Origin of the sequence: Actinopolymorpha singaporensis, from assembly GCF_900104745.1 — a bacterium.
GTDB lineage: Bacteria > Actinomycetota > Actinomycetes > Propionibacteriales > Actinopolymorphaceae > Actinopolymorpha > Actinopolymorpha singaporensis.
This window is the reverse complement of the sequence record NZ_LT629732.1, coordinates 86,729-103,552: the sequence shown is the minus strand read 5'-3', so window position 1 is coordinate 103,552 and position 16,824 is coordinate 86,729. Positions and strand designations below refer to the sequence as shown.

18 protein-coding genes and 1 tRNA gene are annotated in these 16,824 nt (G+C 70.6%); 13 read left to right on the top strand and 6 right to left on the bottom strand.

Annotated elements, in window-relative coordinates; all coding sequences use genetic code 11:
* The first annotated feature begins 62 nt into the window (after positions 1-62).
* Complete coding sequence (locus tag BLU27_RS00485; RefSeq protein WP_092649520.1) at positions 63-671, top strand: pentapeptide repeat-containing protein; 609 nt, start codon at positions 63-65, stop codon at positions 669-671.
* Here the strand turns inward: BLU27_RS00485 and BLU27_RS00480 are convergent.
* Positions 639-851 (bottom strand): hypothetical protein, encoded by a 213-nt coding sequence (locus BLU27_RS00480; RefSeq protein ID WP_241827704.1) that lies wholly within the window; start codon positions 849-851, stop codon positions 639-641. The genes BLU27_RS00485 and BLU27_RS00480 overlap by 33 nt on opposite strands.
* A 349-nt stretch (positions 852-1,200) precedes the next feature.
* Here BLU27_RS00480 and BLU27_RS00475 point away from each other — a divergent pair, with 349 nt between their 5' ends.
* Both BLU27_RS00475 and BLU27_RS00470 read left to right on the top strand, forming a co-directional pair.
* Positions 1,201-2,091, top strand: a complete 891-nt coding sequence (locus BLU27_RS00475; protein ID WP_092649516.1) for a helix-turn-helix domain-containing protein — start codon at positions 1,201-1,203, stop codon at positions 2,089-2,091.
* Positions 2,081-2,284: a DUF397 domain-containing protein gene (locus BLU27_RS00470; RefSeq protein ID WP_092649514.1), complete on the top strand. Its 204-nt coding sequence runs from the start codon at positions 2,081-2,083 to the stop codon at positions 2,282-2,284. Before BLU27_RS00475 ends, BLU27_RS00470 begins: the two co-directional genes overlap by 11 nt.
* A gap of 142 nt (positions 2,285-2,426) precedes the next feature.
* Here the strand turns inward: BLU27_RS00470 and BLU27_RS00465 are convergent, their stop codons facing one another.
* On the bottom strand, positions 2,427-3,686 hold the full coding sequence (locus tag BLU27_RS00465; protein WP_092649512.1) for a mandelate racemase/muconate lactonizing enzyme family protein: 1,260 nt from the start codon (positions 3,684-3,686) through the stop codon (positions 2,427-2,429).
* A gap of 258 nt (positions 3,687-3,944) precedes the next feature.
* Here BLU27_RS00465 and BLU27_RS00460 point away from each other — a divergent pair, with 258 nt between their 5' ends.
* A complete protein-coding gene (locus tag BLU27_RS00460; protein ID WP_092649510.1) occupies positions 3,945-5,855 on the top strand; it encodes an ABC-F family ATP-binding cassette domain-containing protein in 1,911 nt (636 codons plus the stop codon).
* Positions 5,856-5,883: 28 nt separating this feature from the next.
* On the opposite strand, the gene BLU27_RS00455 is transcribed toward BLU27_RS00460, so the two are convergent.
* Both BLU27_RS00455 and BLU27_RS00450 read right to left on the bottom strand, forming a co-directional pair.
* Positions 5,884-6,336, bottom strand: a complete 453-nt coding sequence (locus BLU27_RS00455) for an RrF2 family transcriptional regulator (protein WP_092649508.1) — start codon at positions 6,334-6,336, stop codon at positions 5,884-5,886.
* Positions 6,337-6,407: 71 nt separating this feature from the next.
* Complete coding sequence (locus BLU27_RS00450; protein WP_277869323.1) at positions 6,408-6,881, bottom strand: MarR family winged helix-turn-helix transcriptional regulator; 474 nt, start codon at positions 6,879-6,881, stop codon at positions 6,408-6,410.
* A 227-nt stretch (positions 6,882-7,108) separates the two neighbouring features.
* Between BLU27_RS00450 and BLU27_RS00445 the strand changes: the two genes are divergently transcribed.
* The 5 genes from BLU27_RS00445 (at position 7,109) to BLU27_RS00425 (ending at position 10,669) form a co-directional block, all read left to right on the top strand.
* Positions 7,109-7,966 (top strand): trans-aconitate 2-methyltransferase, encoded by an 858-nt coding sequence (locus BLU27_RS00445; RefSeq protein ID WP_092649506.1) that lies wholly within the window; start codon positions 7,109-7,111, stop codon positions 7,964-7,966.
* Entirely contained in the window at positions 7,963-8,439 is a 477-nt protein-coding gene (locus tag BLU27_RS00440) for a GNAT family N-acetyltransferase (protein WP_197681621.1), read from the top strand. Before BLU27_RS00445 ends, BLU27_RS00440 begins: the two co-directional genes overlap by 4 nt.
* 86 nt (positions 8,440-8,525) lie before the next feature.
* Positions 8,526-8,888, top strand: coding sequence for a VOC family protein (locus BLU27_RS00435; protein WP_092649504.1), 363 nt, complete (start codon positions 8,526-8,528; stop codon positions 8,886-8,888).
* Positions 8,889-8,929: 41 nt separating this feature from the next.
* Complete coding sequence (locus tag BLU27_RS00430; RefSeq protein ID WP_092649502.1) at positions 8,930-9,847, top strand: NAD-dependent epimerase/dehydratase family protein; 918 nt, start codon at positions 8,930-8,932, stop codon at positions 9,845-9,847.
* A gap of 9 nt (positions 9,848-9,856) precedes the next feature.
* The gene (locus tag BLU27_RS00425) at positions 9,857-10,669 is read left to right on the top strand and encodes a CPBP family intramembrane glutamic endopeptidase (RefSeq protein WP_092649500.1); all 813 of its coding nucleotides are present in this window, start codon (positions 9,857-9,859) and stop codon (positions 10,667-10,669) included.
* 11 nt (positions 10,670-10,680) lie between these two features.
* Here BLU27_RS00425 and BLU27_RS00420 read toward each other — a convergent pair whose 3' ends face one another.
* A complete protein-coding gene (locus tag BLU27_RS00420; RefSeq protein WP_092649498.1) occupies positions 10,681-11,160 on the bottom strand; it encodes a hypothetical protein in 480 nt (159 codons plus the stop codon).
* A gap of 51 nt (positions 11,161-11,211) precedes the next feature.
* Between BLU27_RS00420 and proS the strand changes: the two genes are divergently transcribed.
* On the top strand, positions 11,212-12,624 hold the full coding sequence (gene proS / locus BLU27_RS00415; protein WP_092649496.1) for a proline--tRNA ligase: 1,413 nt from the start codon (positions 11,212-11,214) through the stop codon (positions 12,622-12,624).
* A gap of 98 nt (positions 12,625-12,722) precedes the next feature.
* A tRNA-Gln gene (locus tag BLU27_RS00410) sits at positions 12,723-12,793 on the top strand.
* Positions 12,794-13,191: 398 nt separating this feature from the next.
* Here BLU27_RS00410 and BLU27_RS00405 read toward each other — a convergent pair.
* On the bottom strand, positions 13,192-14,259 hold the full coding sequence (locus BLU27_RS00405; protein ID WP_157728122.1) for an MASE1 domain-containing protein: 1,068 nt from the start codon (positions 14,257-14,259) through the stop codon (positions 13,192-13,194).
* A gap of 528 nt (positions 14,260-14,787) precedes the next feature.
* Here BLU27_RS00405 and sigJ point away from each other — a divergent pair.
* On the top strand, positions 14,788-15,678 hold the full coding sequence (sigJ, locus tag BLU27_RS00400) for an RNA polymerase sigma factor SigJ (RefSeq protein ID WP_092649492.1): 891 nt from the start codon (positions 14,788-14,790) through the stop codon (positions 15,676-15,678).
* A 206-nt stretch (positions 15,679-15,884) separates the two neighbouring features.
* Positions 15,885-16,805 (top strand): NADP-dependent oxidoreductase, encoded by a 921-nt coding sequence (locus BLU27_RS00395; RefSeq protein WP_092649490.1) that lies wholly within the window; start codon positions 15,885-15,887, stop codon positions 16,803-16,805.
* Positions 16,806-16,824 lie beyond the last annotated feature (19 nt).

Here is a 16,824-nt window from a genome sequence, read left to right as displayed (position 1 = left end):
TGGCCACCGGCGGGCGCACCGGTTCCGGTCGCGTTGTCGGTGGCCATCGCCATGATGGGGGGATGGCGGCGAACGAGCAGACCACGGCGGAGACCTTCGACCAACTCGACTGGTACGCCCGCGACTTCGAGGCGGAGCGGTTCGTCGAGTGCGTGTTCCGCGAGGTCGACCTCACCGAGTCCCGCAGTCACGGCGCGTCGTTCGAGCGGTGCGAGTTCCACAACTGCCGGTTCAACGCCTCCGAGCACCGGGATTCGGCGTTCGCGGGCTGTGAGTTCCGGCGTACTTCCTTCTTCTCCGCGGTCCTGGACGGCTGCAAGTTCACCGGCAGCACGTTCGTCGACTGCGTGTTCCGGCCGTTGACCGTCCGCGGCGGCCAGTGGGGCGGCATCACCGCGCGGGGTGCCGACCTGAGCGGGCTCGACCTGCGCGGCCTTCGGCTCGGTGACGCCGACCTGTCCGAGGCCAACCTGCACCGAGCGGTGCTGCGCGACGCGGACCTGTCGTTCGCCGGCCTGCGGGGCACGGTGCTCACCGAGGCGGACCTGCGCGGCGCAAACCTGCACGCGGTGGACCTGAGTGTGGCGAGGCTGGGTGACACCCGGCTCGACCTCGCCGGTGCGGTGCTGCTCGCGGAGTCACACGGCGCGCGCGTCGAAACGGCTGAGTAGCCGGGCAGGGTCGATGGCCGCCGGGTGCGGCAGCTCGTCGTACACCACCACCTGGGTGTGGCCGTCGTGGCCGTGGATCGCGGTGACGTCGGCGAGTGACTCGTAGACGTTGATGGAGGGTCGCGGCCCGCACCAGGCGAGGCTGACCTTCCCGTTGGGGTACACGGTCCCCCACGCCACGACACCCGTTCCGGAAACGCCTGTCGCGTCACGGTGTCGATACAGCTGGAAGCGACACGGCATGGTTGTCGCGCTGCTGGGCATGAGCCCTTCCTCTCCATCACGTGCTCCGCGAAGTGGAGTCCTACGGGCCGCCGCGCAGGGAATGGGCCGGGGTCTACGGCGGCCCGTAGGGACTCCTAGAGTGACAGGAGCACCACGGATGGTCAAGTAAGACTTCCAATGTAAATTTTCATGTACCGAGTTGATCTTCGCGTTCCGGGATTTCCCGACTGATGTGGCATAAGTACTTGCCACAATCAGGCCCAAGGTCCACACTTTTCTGCAGTTACGCACCGGGGAGGCTCGCATGCCCAGAGTGACCGGACCCACGATCTCGCGGTGGCGGCTCAGCAAGGAGTTGAAGCGGCTGCGCGAGGAGGCGGGACGTTCCTTCGACGACGCGGCCGAGCTCCTCGGGTGCTCTCCTTCGAAGATTCGCAAGATCGAGGCGGGTGAGGTCGGAATCGTGAAGGCGGAGCTGGATTCGCTGCTCGACCTCTACAAGGTCGACGACGAGGAGCTCGCATCGCTCCTCCGCGACCTGCAGAAGCTCGGGAAGCAGCGCGGATGGTGGGCTCCGCTGGGCTCGCTCCCCAAGCAGTACAGCGTGTTTGTCGGCCTGGAGTCGGAGGCGTTGCGTATCCGGCAGTTCGAACCCCTCGTGCTTCCGGGCCTGCTGCAGACCGAGGAGTACGCCAGCGCGCTCGACGCGATGTGCACCTTCCTCACCGCCGATGAGCAGGCGCGGGCGGTCAAGGTGCGGATGGCCCGCCAGGAGCAGTTCTGGGCGGAGGGTGCCGACGACGACCGCAGCCGGCTGTGGGTGATCGTCGACGAGGCGGCACTGCGCCGTCCGGTGGGCGGCAACCTGAGCATCATGCGCGGCCAGCTGCTGCGGGTGCTGGAGCTGTCCGAACGCTGCATCTTCCAGGTGGTGCCCTTCGAGGCCGGCAGCTATCCCGGCACGTCCGGTCCGTTCACCATCTTCGACTTCGACGAGGACGTCCACTCACCCGTTGTCTTCACCGACGGACACGCCGGCATCGCGCTCCTTGAGTCCGAGGCCGACGTCGACCGAGGTAACCGCGCGTTCGCGCACATGGCCGCCGTGGCGCTCAGCCCCACCGAGTCGGCCCGCAAAGTCGTGGCCATCGCATCGGAGATGGCCACCCAACAAGGAGGCGAAAATGAAAGTTGACCTGTCCCGAGCACGATGGCGTAAGGCATCTGCCTCGGTCGGGATGTCGAACTGCGTGGAGGTCGCCGACCTCGGTGCGCAGCTGGCCGTCCGCGACTCCAAGGACCGGCAGGGCCCGAAGCTGGTCTTCGGTGCGGGCTCGTGGTCCAGCTTCGTCGGAGGCGCCAAGAAGGGCGAGTTCGACCTGCGCTGAGCAGGGCCCTGAACGGGCCCTCCGCGGGCACTGAACAGGCACCGCCCCGAGCAGATGATCGGGTGACAGCACGAAACCCCCGGCCTCCCGCCGGGGGTTTCGTGTGTCGTACGCGACTGCCGGCGCGACCCCGCACGACGGCTCAGGCGGACGCGTGCACCGGCCCGCGCTGGGCCCGGGCGAACAGCTCCCGCCACTCCGCGGACCCGTCGTCCGGCCACACGTCCATCCGCACGCCCGGCTCCTGGACGGGATGGTTGCCGGCCAGGAAGTCGGTCCACATGTCGGCCATCCGGGCGTAGTGCACGGCGCGACCGGACGGCCAGACGACCGAGAGGACGTGCCGGCGTTCGGGCAGGGTGTGCGGTGCCGACATCCGGTAGCGCTCCAGCGCGTCCTGGTCGACCTCGACGCCCAGGCCCGGACCGTCCGGCACCACGAGGTAACCCTGTTCGACACGCAGCGGGTCGACGATCAGGTCGTCGGCGTAGTTGTTGAGTGCGGTCACCGCGGGCCAGCGGGCGTGGGTGAGCACAGAGCCGAGGTGTGCGACCAGCGCGGTGGTGAGTCCCGCGCCGACCCACTGCAGCCAGAACGCCTTGCCGAACTCCGCGCAGATCGCGCCCCGATGGAGGGCCCTCGCGACGCCGCCCTCGACGACGAAGCCGTCACAGGTCTCCTGCCGTACGACGGCCTGGAACGGCTGTGCGGCGAGGTGGACCGCCACCGGCCGGGCGACCCGGTCGCGGATGTGGCGGTAGCCCTCCAGGTCCTCGTGCGGGATCGGCGTCTCGTAGATCGCGACCCGCTCGCGGCGGTCGAGTTCACGCAGCACCGGTACGGCGTCCCCGGCCGACAGCAGCATGCCGTTCCAGTCGATGTCCAGCCGGTAGTGCGGCGGGGTCACCGCGCCCACCTGGTCGACCTGGGCGTAGACGTCCAGCCACGGGCGCGCCTTGAACTTGTGGAAGACGTAGCCGGCCGCTACCGCCTCCTTGGCCTCCTCCGCCAGCGCCTCCGGCGCCATCTTGGTGTTCCACCAGGCGATCGGGCAGCGTTCGCGCACCTTCCGGCCGAGCAGGGCGGACACCGGTACGCCGAGCGCCTTGCCGACCAGGTCGTACATCGCCATCTGCAGGCCGGGGCCGAGCGAGTCGTCACCCAGGAAGTCGGCGGGGTTGCCTCCGCGTACGCGTGCGGCCGCCTCCTCGGGCACGAGCCCCCAGCCGTAGTGCAGCAGCGTCTCGCCCCAGCCGACCAGGCCGGCGTCGGTGGTCACCTTCACCACCTCGATGACGCCCCAGTCCCACACCAGGAGCGCGTTCCACTCCTGGCAGCGGGGAGTGAACGGCACGTTGACGACGATGCGTTCGACCTCGGTGATCTTCAGCGGCGCACTCATCGGCACCCTTTCTCGGCTCGGCGTACGGCGTTCGGTGCGTATCCGTCCATCGTTGCCCAGGTCGGGCACGGCCGGAACGCCTCGGTCCGGCCTCAGCCAGGCGACCGGCACAAGGGGCCCGGACCAGGGGCCGGACCAGGGCCCGGACGGGGAGTGGGGGTGGTTCCCGCGAGCGGATAGCCTCGACAGCGGCGCGGCGGTCGGGTGCTGTCCGGTGATGGCCGGTGTGGCCGGCGCCTCCACTACAGAAGGGCAGGGATGGCGACCAACCTCGTCAACCTCGAACGGGTCGACAAGTCCTACGGCATCACGCCGCTGCTGGAGCAGGTGAGCCTCGGCGTCTCCGCGGGCGAGCGGATCGGCCTGGTCGGACGCAACGGCGCGGGCAAGACCACGCTGCTCGGGCTGCTCGCGCGCACCGAGGAGGCCGACGCCGGGCGGGTCACCCACAACCGCGGGCTGCGGGTCGGTGTGCTGGACCAGCGCGACGAGTTCGAGCCGGGCCGCACCGTCTCCGACGTCGTACTCGGCGACCTGCCCGCACACACCTGGCTGTCGGACCGCCGGGCCCGCGACGTGCTCACCGGCCTGCTCGCCGACGTACCCCTCGAACGCACCGTCGACGGACTGTCCGGTGGCGAACGGCGGCGGGCGGCGCTGGCCCGGCTGCTGGTCCGCGAGCACGATCTCGTCCTGCTCGACGAGCCGACCAACCACCTCGACATCGAGGTCACCGACTGGCTGGCGCAGCACCTCCGCGCGCGGTCGGAGGCCCTGGTGGCGGTGACGCACGACCGGTGGTTCCTGGACGCGGTGTGTACGACGACCTGGGAGCTGGCCGACGCGCGGGTGAACTCGTTCGAGGGCGGCTACGCGGCGTACGTGCTGGCCCGGGCCGAACGCGACCGGATGGCCGACGCCTCCGAGTCCAGGCGGCAGAACCTCCTGCGCAAGGAGCTGGCCTGGCTGCGGCGCGGTGCGCCGGCCCGTACGTCCAAGCCGAAGTTCCGGCTGGACGCGGCGTCCGCACTGATCGCCGACGAGCCCGACCCGCGGGACAAGCCGGCGCTGGCGAAGTTCGCCTCCGCCCGGCTCGGCAAGACCGTGGTGGACCTGAAGGACGTCGACGTACGCCGGGGCACGCGCGAGCTGCTGCGGGAGGTGAGCTGGCAGCTCGGCCCGGGTGAACGCATCGGCGTCGTGGGCGTGAACGGTGCGGGCAAGACGACCCTGCTGCGGCTGCTCGCCGGCGAGACCGAACCCGACCACGGCAAGGTGGCGTGGGGCCAGACCGTTCAGCTCGGCCACCTGTCCCAGGAACTCGGCACGCTTGACCCGGACGTGACCGTGGCCGCCGCGGCCGAGGAGATCAAGCGGGTGGTCAAGCTGGCCCCCGACAACATCCGGCCGGGTGCGGTCGGGCGCCGCCCGGTGCCGACCGTCGGGCCGGAGGTCACCGCGATCTCGCTGCTCGAACGCTTCGGCTTCCGCGGTGACCGGCTGCGCACCCGGGTGGGTGAGCTGTCCGGTGGCGAGCGCCGCCGGCTGGAGTTGTTGTGCCTGCTGCTCACCGAGCCGAACGTGCTGCTGCTGGACGAGCCGACCAACGACCTGGACATCGACACCCTGCAGGTGATCGAGGACTTCCTGGACGGCTGGCCGGGTTCGCTGGTCGTGGTGACGCACGACCGGTACTTCCTGGAGCGCACCTGCGACACGGTCTGGGCCCTGCTGGGTGACGGCCGGTTCGCGTTGCTGCCCGGCGGTGTGGAGGAGTACCTCCAGCGGCGCCGGGACGGAGCCGGTGCGGCGGGTGGGCCGGCCGCCGGAAACGCGTTCGGAGCGCAGGCGAACGCGGCCGAGGCGTCGGCTGCTTCCACGCCCGGAACCGCCGGGCCGCCGTCCCCGGCGCCGTCGCCGGACGCCGGCGCGCGGCAGGCGTCGGCCGCCGACCAGCGGGCGGCGAAGAAGGAGCTGGCCAAGCTCGAACGCCAGCTCTCCCGGCTCACCGCCCGGGTCGACCAGCTGCACAGCGCGCAGGCTGAACACGCCAGCGACTACGAACGCCTGATGGAGCTGGACGGCGAACTCCGCGGCGTCCAGGCGGAGAAGGACGAGGTCGAGACGCGCTGGCTGGAACTCGCCGAGCTGCTGGAGGGAACGGCGTAGCCCGCGGCGTCCGGGTGGGGTCCCGTCCTCAGCGGGGTTCCCACGCCTGCGGGCTGTTCACCAGCCGGCGCAGGTGCGGTGAGAGCTTGCCACTGACCACGTCGGCCAGGCTGGTCTCGTCGAGGACGCCGCGCACGGCCGCACGGGTGGCCACCCACACCGTCTGCAGGTTGGCCGCCACTCCCTCGTACGACGCCTGCTCCGGACGCATGCCACGTACTCCGGCGAGCGGACCGTCGACGGCCCGGATGACGTCGCCGACCGCGATGTCCTCGGCGGGGCGGGCGAGCCGGTAGCCGCCCTCGGCTCCGCGGAGACTGCGGACCAGCCCGGCCCGCCGCAGGTCGCCGAGGATCGCCTCGAGGAACTTGTGCGGCAGCCCCTGGGCGTCCGCGAGCGCCTGCGCGGTGACCGTGCGGGGTGCCGCGGCGAGTTCGAGCATGGCGCGGACGGCGTAGTCGGCGCGGGCCGAGATCTGCACGGGTTCATCATGCCGTGCCTGCCTGGACGCTCGGGCGGCCCGCCCCTGCGCTGAGCGTGTCGAGCCCCGAGTCAGCTGCGCTCGTCGAACGGGCCGAGCAGCCGGCGCAGCAGGCCGGCGAGCTGGTCACGGTCGGCGGCCGGCAGCCCGGCCAGCAGTTCGCGTTCGTGGGCGAGCAGGTCGGCGAGGGCGGTGTCCACCCGATCGCGGCCCTTCGCGGTGAGCCGGACCCGGACGCCGCGGCGGTCGGCGGGGTCCGGCCGGCGTTCGACCAGGTCCTTGGCGGCCAGCCGGTCGATCCGGTTGGTCATGGTGCCACTGGTGACGAGGGTCTGGGTGAGCAGCCGGCCGGGGGAGAGCTCGTACGGCGTACCGGCGCGGCGCAACGCGGTGAGGACGTCGAACTCCCACGACTCCAGGTCGTGCGTGGCGAAGACCAGCCGCCGGGCACGGTCGAGGTGGCGGGCCAGCCGGGTCACCCGGGACAGCACCTCGAACGGCGACACGTCGAGGTCGGGCAGCTCCCGCCGCCACGCGGTCACCAGCCGGTCGACCTCGTCCTGCGCCGACCTGCCCTCTGCCTCCTGGTCTGCGGGCTTCGCGCCCGTTTCCCGGCCCGCCACCTCGTTGCTCTCCACGACGCCCAGCCTAGGGGGTGTCAAGACTCTTGACGTCGAGATACCAACTCGGGCAAGCTATCTCGACGTCAAGATAAATCGCGTGCCGAGGACACACCCTGGTGGGTGGGCACGAGACTCGCGGGAGGCAGCGGATGGGAACCGACGATCGGCCGGTCACGGGCGGCGCCGAGCAGGCGGCCGGGGCCGGCGGCCTCAGGTGGGATCCCCGGCAGTACCTGAAGTACGCCGACGAGCGCGGCCGGCCGTTCGCCGATCTCGTCGCCCGGGTGGCCGCACCGGCACCGGCGTACGTCGTCGATCTCGGCTGCGGGCCGGGCAACCTGACCGCCACCCTGGCCGGCCGCTGGCCGGACGCGCGGATCGAGGGCATCGACTCCTCGCCGGAGATGATCGACCGGGCCCAGGATCTGGCGCGGGGCCTGGCGGGGGAGACCTCCGGCCGGCTGTCGTTCCGGCTCGGCGACGCGCACTCGTGGGTGCCGGACCGGCCGGTCGACGTCCTGGTCACCAACGCGACCTTGCAGTGGGTGCCCGGCCACGAGGCGCTGCTGCCCACCTGGGTCGGCCACCTCGCCCCCGGTGGCTGGCTGGCCCTGCAGGTGCCGGGCAACTTCGACAGCCCCACACACCGCATCCTGTTCGACCTGGCCGCCGAGGAGCCGTGGGCGACGCACCTGGCCGGGCGGGTCCGGCAGCGGGCCGCCGCACCGGGCGCTGAGGAGTACCTCGCCCTCCTTGCCGGCGCCGGTTGCGAGGTGGAGGCCTGGGAGACGACGTACCTGCACGTCCTGCCCGGCGAGAACGCCGTCTTCGAGTGGATCCGGGGCACCGGCGCCCGGCCGGTGCTGCAGGCGCTGCCCGACGACGTGCGCCCGGAGTTCGAGAAGGTCTACAAGGAACGCCTCGCCGCCGCCTACCCGCGGCGCGACTACGGGACCGTCCTGCCGTTCCGGCGGGTGTTCGCGGTCGCGCACCGGGCCGCGTCGTGAGCGACCTGGTCGTACGGGAGGCCACCCGCGCGGACCTGCCCGCGGTGCTCGCGCTGGTTGCCGCGGACGCGATCCGCGAGGTCGCGGAGGACGTGGGCCACGCCGGAGAACCGGCGCCGGGCTACGTCGCGGCGTACGAGGAAATCAGCTCCGACCCGAACGCACTGCTGCTCGTCGGCGTACTCGACGGCGAGGTCGTGGCCACCTGCCAGGTCAACTTCCTGCGCCACCTGATGTACCACGGCGGCCTGGTCGGCCAGGTCGAGTCGGTCCGCACCGCCGCCGGCCTGAGGGGGCGGGGACTCGGGACCGCGCTGATGCGCTGGGTGCTGGCCGAGTGCCGGCGGCGTGGCGCGGTACGGCTGCAGCTCACCTCCAATGCCGCGCGGGTGGACGCACACCGGTTCTACGAACGGCTCGGCTTCGTCGCCAGCCACGTCGGGATGAAGCGCTACCTGGGGGAGGACGCATGAACGCAGACCGCGTGAACGCAGACCGCGTGAACGCAGAACCGATGAGCGGAGAACCGATGAGCGCAGAGCAAAGGAACGGAGCAGGCATGCGGCTTCACCATGTCCAGGTTTCCTGCCCGCCCGGTGGGGAGGACCCGGCGCGGGCGTTCTACGGCGGGGTGCTCGGCCTGCCCGAGGTGGACAAGCCGCCGGCGCTCGCTGCCCGGGGCGGGGCGTGGTTCCGGTCCGCGGACGGGCAGGTCGAGGTGCACGTCGGTGTGGAGGCCGACTTCGCACCGGCGCGTAAGGCCCATCCGGCGTTCTGTGTCGACGACATCGACGAACTGGCGGCGCGGGCCGCGTCGGCCGGATTCCAGGTGAGCTGGGACGAGCTCTTTCCGGGCTACCGGCGGTTTCACACCGCGGACGGCAACGGCAACCGAGTGGAGATCCTCACGCCGGTGCGGTGACGGGGTGCGGTGACGGAACGCGGTGGTGCGAGGCTGGGAGAATGCCGACCGAATCCCCTGCGAACTACACCGACACGCTGACCGACGCGACCGCCGACGCCGCCACCTCCGCCACCTCCACCGCCAGCGACGCCGGCCTCGGTGCCCGCCGCCGGGTCCTGGTCACCGGCGCCACCGGCTACATCGCCGGCCAGCTCGTTCCCGAGCTCCGGGAGCGCTACGACGTGCGAGCCCTCGACGTACGCCCTGGTCCCGACGTGGAGGTTGTCGACCTGCTCGACACCCCGGCAAGCGAGCTGGCGGAGTACTTCGAGGGCGTGGACACCGTTGTGCACCTCGCGTACCACCGGCCCGACGGTGAGGACCCGCAGGCCCGCTACGAAGGCGAACGCCGCAACGTCGACCTGATGCAGCGGGTCTACCAGCTCTCGCTCGACCACGGCGTGCGCCGGGTGGTCGCCGCCAGCACGAACCAGGCCGCCAAGTGGTACGAACAGCCCTACTTCGCCGGGCGGCGCGACCGGGTGACCCCGGAGGACTACCCGCGGCCGGACAACTTCTACGGCTGGGCGAAGGCGGCGTACGAGTCGCTGGGCTTCCTCTACGCCTGCGGCAGCATCGGCCGGGCGCTTGAGGTGATCCAGGTGCGGATCGTGGTGCCGCGTGAGATCGACCCGGCGAACTTCGTCGACCAGCCGGCGCACCGCTACGTTCGCGAGCTCGCCGGTTACATCAGCGAACGCGACCTGCGCCAGCTGTTCGTACGGTCGATCGAGACACCGGACATCGCCGACGAGCACGGTGTGCCGTTCCACATCTTCTACGGCGTCTCCGACAACGCGCGGAAGTTCTGGTCGATCACCAACGCCCGCGAGGTCATCGGCTACGCGCCGCAGGACGACTCCGAACGCCGGTTCGCCGCCGACATCGCCCGCCTGCTTCACGGCGACAACAGGTAGCGTTCCGCTGTGCGATACGGCGTGCGCGGGTGGCTGGCGCCCCAACGGCCCGACCGGCCCGAGGTGGTCACCGACCCCCGCGAACGCCGCGCCCTGCTCGTCGAACTGCTGCTCGTCTTCAGCGTCACGCTGGGGTTGTCCGGCCTGCGCAGCCTGCTGTCGCTGATCGACTCGCTGCTGAAGCCGGAGCCGCTGAGCAAGCAGTCGGTGGCGCTCAACGTCTCCCAGGCCGCGCAGCAGCTGATCGACTTCGCGTTGCAGCTCACCGGTGTGCTGCAGTTGCTCGCGTGGGGCGGGCTGGGGGCGTACCTGCTGTGGCGTTCGGGCATCGGGCCCCGGCTGGTCGGACTCGGCCTGCGCCGCTGGCCGGGTGACCTCGGTGCGGGTGCCGTACTGGCCGCGGTGATCGGCATACCAGGGCTCGGGTTGTACTTCCTCGCCCAGGCGCTCGGCCTGAGCCTCAACGTGCAGCCGTCCACCCTGGGTGAGCACTGGTGGCGTACGCCGGTGCTGATCCTGTCCGCGGCCGGTAACGCCTGGGCCGAGGAGGTGCTGGTCGTCGGCTACCTGCTCACCCGGCTGCGGCAGTTCGGGTGGAGCGAGAACTCCGGGCTGGTCGTGTCGGCGGTGCTGCGCGGGTCCTACCACCTCTACCAGGGGTTCGGCGGCTTCGTCGGCAACGTCGTCATGGGGCTGATCTTCGGGCGGTTCTGGCAGCGCACCAACCGGCTGTGGCCCCTTGTCGTCGCGCACACATTCCTGGACGTGGTGGCGTTCGTGGGGTACGCGCTGCTGCGGGGCCACGTGAGCTGGCTGCGCTGAGCTCGCACCTGTCAGAGCAGCCCGGTGTGCTCCTCGTAGCACTGGCTGAACTTCTTGGTGTCCTGGGAGAGCGGCAGGCACGGCTGCGCCTGGTGGGCCCAGAAGAAGCCGAGCGCGATGGTGAGGATCGCCAGCACGAGGCCGCCCGCGGACGCCGCGCCGTTGGTGGCCCGACCCCGGTAGGCGCGGACCAGGCCGGTCACCGACAGTGCCAGACCGAGGGCGGCGAGGAGTACCGCGCCGGTCCAGGCGACCAGCAGCGAGGCGAGGAACGCCGCACCTGCCAGCGCCAGCCCCAACCAGCCGGACCGGTTGCGCGGCGGGCGTTCGGGTCGCGGCGGTTCGACCGGCTCGTACTGATCGCGAGGATCGCGGGGTTCACCAGCGGCTCGGGGTTCACCGGGGTCTCGGGGGTCGCCTGGGTCTCGGCGGTCACCGGGGTCGTTCGGATCACCGGGTTCACGGGGGTCGCGCGGGGCGGCGGCGGTCATGGAGGGCATTCTCGCTCGCACCGCCGTCGGGCGTCACACTAGTGTCGCCCCATGAGCAGAGCAGCGGTGCTCACCTCCCAGGTGAGCGACTTCCCCCGGTGGTACCAGGACGTCGTGGCCAAGGCCCAGCTGGCAGACAACGGCCCCGTCCGCGGCACCATGGTCATCCGTCCGTACGGCTACGCGATCTGGGAGCGGATGCAGGCCGAGCTGGATGCCCGGATCAAGGACGCGGGCGCCCAGAACGCCTACTTCCCGCTGTTCATCCCGGAGAGCTACCTCCAGCGCGAGGCCGAGCACGTCGAGGGGTTCAGCCCCGAGCTCGCCGTGGTCACCCACGCCGGCGGGAAGGATCTCGAGGAGCCGATCGTCGTCCGGCCCACCAGCGAGACGATCTTCGGCGAGTACATGGCGAAGTGGGTGCAGAGCTACCGCGACCTGCCGCTGCTGCTCAACCAGTGGGCCAACGTCGTTCGGTGGGAGCTGCGGCCGCGGGTGTTCCTGCGGACGAGTGAGTTCCTGTGGCAGGAGGGGCACACGGTGCACGCGACGCAGGCGGACGCCGCCGCGTACACGCGCCGCATCCTGCACGAGGTGTACGCCGCGATGATGGTCGACGTTCTCGCCATCCCCGTCGTACCCGGGCTGAAGACGCCGAAGGAGCGCTTCGCCGGTGCCGCGCACACGCTGACCTGCGAGGCGATGATGCGGGACGGCAAGGCGCTGCAGATGGGCACCAGCCACGAGATGGGGCAGAACTTCGCCCGGGCGTTCGACATCCGCTTCCTCGACGCCGAGGGGGAGCGGCCGTACGCCTGGACGACGTCCTGGGGTGCGTCCACGCGGATGGTGGGCGGGCTGATCATGACCCACGGCGACGACTCCGGTCTGCGGATCCCGCCGCGCCTGGCCGCCACCCAGGCCGTGGTGACCATGGTCAAGGCCGGTGAGGGTGTCGCGGAGCTCGCCGGTGGGTTGGTGGCCGACCTGCGGGCTGCCGGCGTACGGGTCGACCTGGACGACCAGGTGGCGGTGGCGTACGGCCGTCGCGCCGTCGACTGGGAGCTGAAGGGCGTTCCGGTACGGATCGAGATCGGTCCGCGCGACGTGTCGGCCGGGACGGTCACCGTGGTGCGTCGGATCCCGGGTACGAAGACGCCGACGCCGGTCGCCGAGGTGGTCGCGGCCGTCGGCGAGGCGCTTTCCGCCGATCAGGCGGCGCTGCTGCGGGAGGCGGAGGCGTTCCGCGACTCCCGTACGGTCGACGCGACGACGATCGACGAGGCCACCGAGGCGGCGGGGACGGGCTGGGCGCGGATCCCGTGGTCGGCGGTCGGCGAGGAGGGCGAGGCCCGGCTGGCGGAGAGCGCGATGACCGTGCGATGCCTGCTCCGCCCCGACGGAAGCGTGCCGGAAACTGAGGACGAACCGGACCTGATCGCGATCGTCGGCCGGTCGTACTGAGGGGTCGTACGCGGCCGTCCGGCGGGTCTCGCCGACCCGCCGGACGCCCTCAGCCGGGTGTGGAGACTGATCGGCTCCCGCGTAGGCTGTGGGCGCCTTGGGGTGTCGTCTAAGGGCAAGACCTCAGATTTTGGATCTGATGATGGGGGTTCGAGTCCTCCCACCCCAGCAAGCCACAGAAACGGCCCCTGACCAGCACCAACGTCCCAGAAGGGGCCGAGGCGAGTCGGCGGCCATGCTCAACCTGACGATTGCTAACACCCTTGCTAACAGGCACCGCCGCACCACGCGGTCCAGGCTCCTCGGCCTGGTCCTCGACAACAGCGGCGAAGACCTCCGCCGTACCCGCCGCCTGCCGACGTGCCGGCCCGGAGGCTTCAGCCGCCTCGCTTGGCCCGGGACCCCAAGAGCGGCGGTCCACGGTGGGCGGTTACCGGCAGGCAGCCAAGCTGCCCACCGCGCCGGACGAGGCTACGGGCTGCCACTCTCCCGGACCAAGCCAGGACACCGGCCAAACCCTCCGGCCCTTCAATCGGCCCCGCCGCGTTCCCGTGCGGGTCAGGCAAGTCATCCATCCGGTGGAGGTTGGATACGTTCGCGGCGTACGCGGGTGCGCGGATCGGGGGGCTCCGGTGCTGCTTCACCAGAGTCGGCGCTGATGGTCTTGTCCGGTCGTAGGCGCTCGCCGAGGATATTCACCGCTCTCACGAGCTCGCGGGCGGCCAGATCCATCTCGTCGCGGGCATCGTTGCGTTCGGTCACCGCGACGGCGAGGAAGAGGGTGGCAAGGGTGGTTGCGGCGACGAACGTCTGGGCTGTCATCAGCGCCGCCTGTGGATCGGTCCCGTTGAACGGACCGAGACCCCTCACCGTCGCGTAGACAGTGACAACCGAAACGACGACGATGCAGGGTGCGGCACCCTCGAGCTGGAACCGCCACGCGGCCCAGATCAGAAGCGGGAAGACCAGGAACAGCTCTTGCCCGCCGGTGCTTCCCGTGATCACCCACCATGTCACGCCCAGCGTGCACACAAGCAGGCCGACGGCCTCCACCAGGCGCCACACGTCAGGAAGCGCCCGACGCAGCGAGATTCTGTAGAGCACCAGAAGGAACGGCGTGACAACCAGGATTCCGAGTGCGGACCCGAGCCAACCACGAAGCATCACCGCCCCGTACTCACGGGCCGGCTCGATGCCGGCCAGCACCAGGACGCCGCTGCGGATGGCCGCGCCGGTCAGCATGCCAGCCCCCGCACCGCACACCACCAGCGCCACGGCGTCACGCAGCCGGGCAAGATCGTTCCGGAAGCCCGCCCGACGCAGCAGAGCGTAGGCAAGCAGGGCCGCAACCGTGGCCTCGACCGCTATCCCCAGCGCGACCAACAGGGGCCGGTCGAATGCCACCCAGGTGGCCACAAAGGCCCCCAACGCAACTCCGGGCAAGGCCCGCAGCCTGAAGATCAGAAGGGCCGCCAGGGCAACCCCGCTTGCCGGCCACACAAGGGTCGCCTTGCCCGACTCGCCGAGCCTCTTGAGTACACCGGGCTGCGCCGCCAGCAGATAAGCCGCCCCGGTCGCAATGATCGCAAGCACGGTCCACAGGTGACGCCGACGAGAGGGCTGGCCCTTCGCCATAGATGCGACGCTACGCCCGAGCGACAAAGCCCCAGACGCGCGGGTGCGCCCATGAGCCCGAGACCGACCCACGAAGTCACCGCCGTCCCCATGCGACCTGTTCCCTGCCCCTTCGACGAGCCTGACCGACCCCCCGCTAGTCGTTGGCCTCGTCCGCACTTTTCCGGTAGAGACCGACCAGTCCGTGCCGGCCCAGGGCGGCGACGAAGGCGCCGATCCAGCATGCATCTCGGGTCGACACAGGCTGAACAAAGGTGTTCGTGGTCCAGTCAGTACCTTGCCCCCGAGCGCCAACACCGCCTCCGAGCCCTGTGGTCCGTCATCGCCGGAGGGTGAGCCGCCCCGGGGGGATCCTGGAGAAACCTCTCCATCTACTCACCTACCAAGGCTCACATCAGTCACCTGACCCGTCTCCGCGTCGAGCTGGGCCGGAAGAACGCACGCCGGCTCGCTTCCGGGCCTGTCTGCGTAGATCCCGAGCTCGGATGACTACGCTGGATTCGCAAGTTGGAGGAGGTTGCGTTCTGTATGGACGACGGGCGCGTGCCTGGACGGTGTGAGCAGGAGGACACGCTCGCAGCCGAATGGGAGAGGCACCGGCCCGCGGTTTTCGGTGTGGCCTACCGGCTGCTGGGCGGGGTGGCCGATGCCGAGGACGTGACCCAGGATGTGTGGCTGCGGGCGGCCGGAACAGATCTGCAGGACGTCGATGATCTGCGGGCCTGGCTGGTGACGGTGGCCGCGCGGCGGTCGTACGACATTCTGAAGAGTGCCCGTTTCCGCCGGGAGACCTATGTCGGGCCGTGGCTGCCGGAGCCGCTGCTGACTGGGCCGGACGCATCCGAGCCGGTCCTCGTGGATGAGGCCGTCGGCACGGCGATGCTCCTGATCATGGAGGAGTTGAGTCCGCCGGAGCGGGTGGCCTTCGTGCTGCACGATGTGTTCGGCCTTGAGTTCGACCGGATCGCCGGAGTACTGGATGTCTCGGTGCCGGGTGCCCGGCAGCTGGCCTCGCGGGCGCGGCGGCGGGTGGCCAAGGCGAAGCAGTCTTCGCCGCAGGCGTCGAAGGCGGAGCGTGAACGTGTGCTGGCGGCCTTTCGCGCCGCCTACGAGGTGGGGGATTTGGCTGGCCTGGTCAGGCTGTTACACCCGGACGTCGTCTACGTCACCGACGGCGGCGGCGAGGCCCTCGCGGCGCGCAAGCTCATCCATGGTGGGGAGCGTGTCGCTGAGGTAATGGTGCGCGTGGGACGCCAGTGGCGTCCGGACCGCATCGATCTCGTCGAGGTCGGCGGCGAGCTCGCCCTGGTGTTCCGCCGGGAGGGCCGTGTCTACTCCGTGGACACGCTGGAGATCGCAGACGGTCTGATCACCACGTACCGCAGGGTCATCAACCCGGACAAGCTTTCTCACGTCTGAGCCGTCACATCCCGAGGGGCTGCCTCGTCTCCCTGATGAGAACCAAAACGGGACAGACGAAGGAGCGCGCGCTCGTGAGCAGATGAGATCGATCATGCCGGACGGCATGCGTCCACCTGCTGCGTTCCTCCGACGACGAGCCGCGCTGAGTCCTGCGTGTGAGCGGGCTGCGCGCTCGAGCGCTCCCTTCCCCAGTAAGGACATTTATGCAAGCCATCACTGTCCGAGACCGTGAAGCCGGTCTCGGCGGGCTGTCGCTGACGGACATGCCCTACCCCCACGCGGCCGAGAATGACGTCATCGTGCGGGTGCACGCCGCGGGCTTCACCCGTGGAGAGCTGGACTGGCCGGCCACGTGGACCGATCGCGCGGGCCGCGACCGGACGCCGAGCGTGCCCGGACACGAGTTGTCGGGTGTCGTCGAAGAGTTGGGGTTCGGCACGACCGGCGTGAGTGTCGGCCAGCGGGTGTTCGGCATGGCCGACTGGGCCCGCAACGGCTCGCTCGCCGAATACTGCGCTGTCGAAGCCCGCAATCTCGCGCCGCTGCCGGCGGACGTCGACCATACCCTGGCTGCCGCGTTGCCGATCTCCGGACTTACCGCATGGCAGGGCCTGTTCGACCACGGCCGCCTGGCGGCGGGCCAGACCGTGCTGATCAACGGCGCCGGGGGCGGGGTCGGCTCGATCGCGGTACAGCTCGCCCGCGAGGCCGGCGCACGTGTCATCGGCACCGGACGGGCCGCCGACCGTGACCAGGTGCTTGCGTTGGGCGCCGACATGTTCCTGGACCTGCAGGCGGAGAAGCTGGAGGACAGCGCCGAGGTTGACGTCGTGTTCGATGTGATCGGCGGAGACATCCTCGAACGATCCGCCACGGTGGTACGGGCCGGGGGAACGCTTGTGAGCATCACCTTGCCGCCCAAGGCCCGGCCCAAGGACGGGCGCGCGGTCTTCTTCGTCGTCGAGCCCGACCGCGTGCGGCTCTCCGAGCTCGTCACACGGGTGAGGGACGGCCGACTCAAACCGGTCGTCGGCGAGGTACGGCCGCTCGCCGAAACGGCCGCCGCGTTCGCCCCTGCCACGCGCACCCCCGGCAAGACGATCATCGGCGTCACGGAAGGCTGAGCAGGAGACCAATCATGAT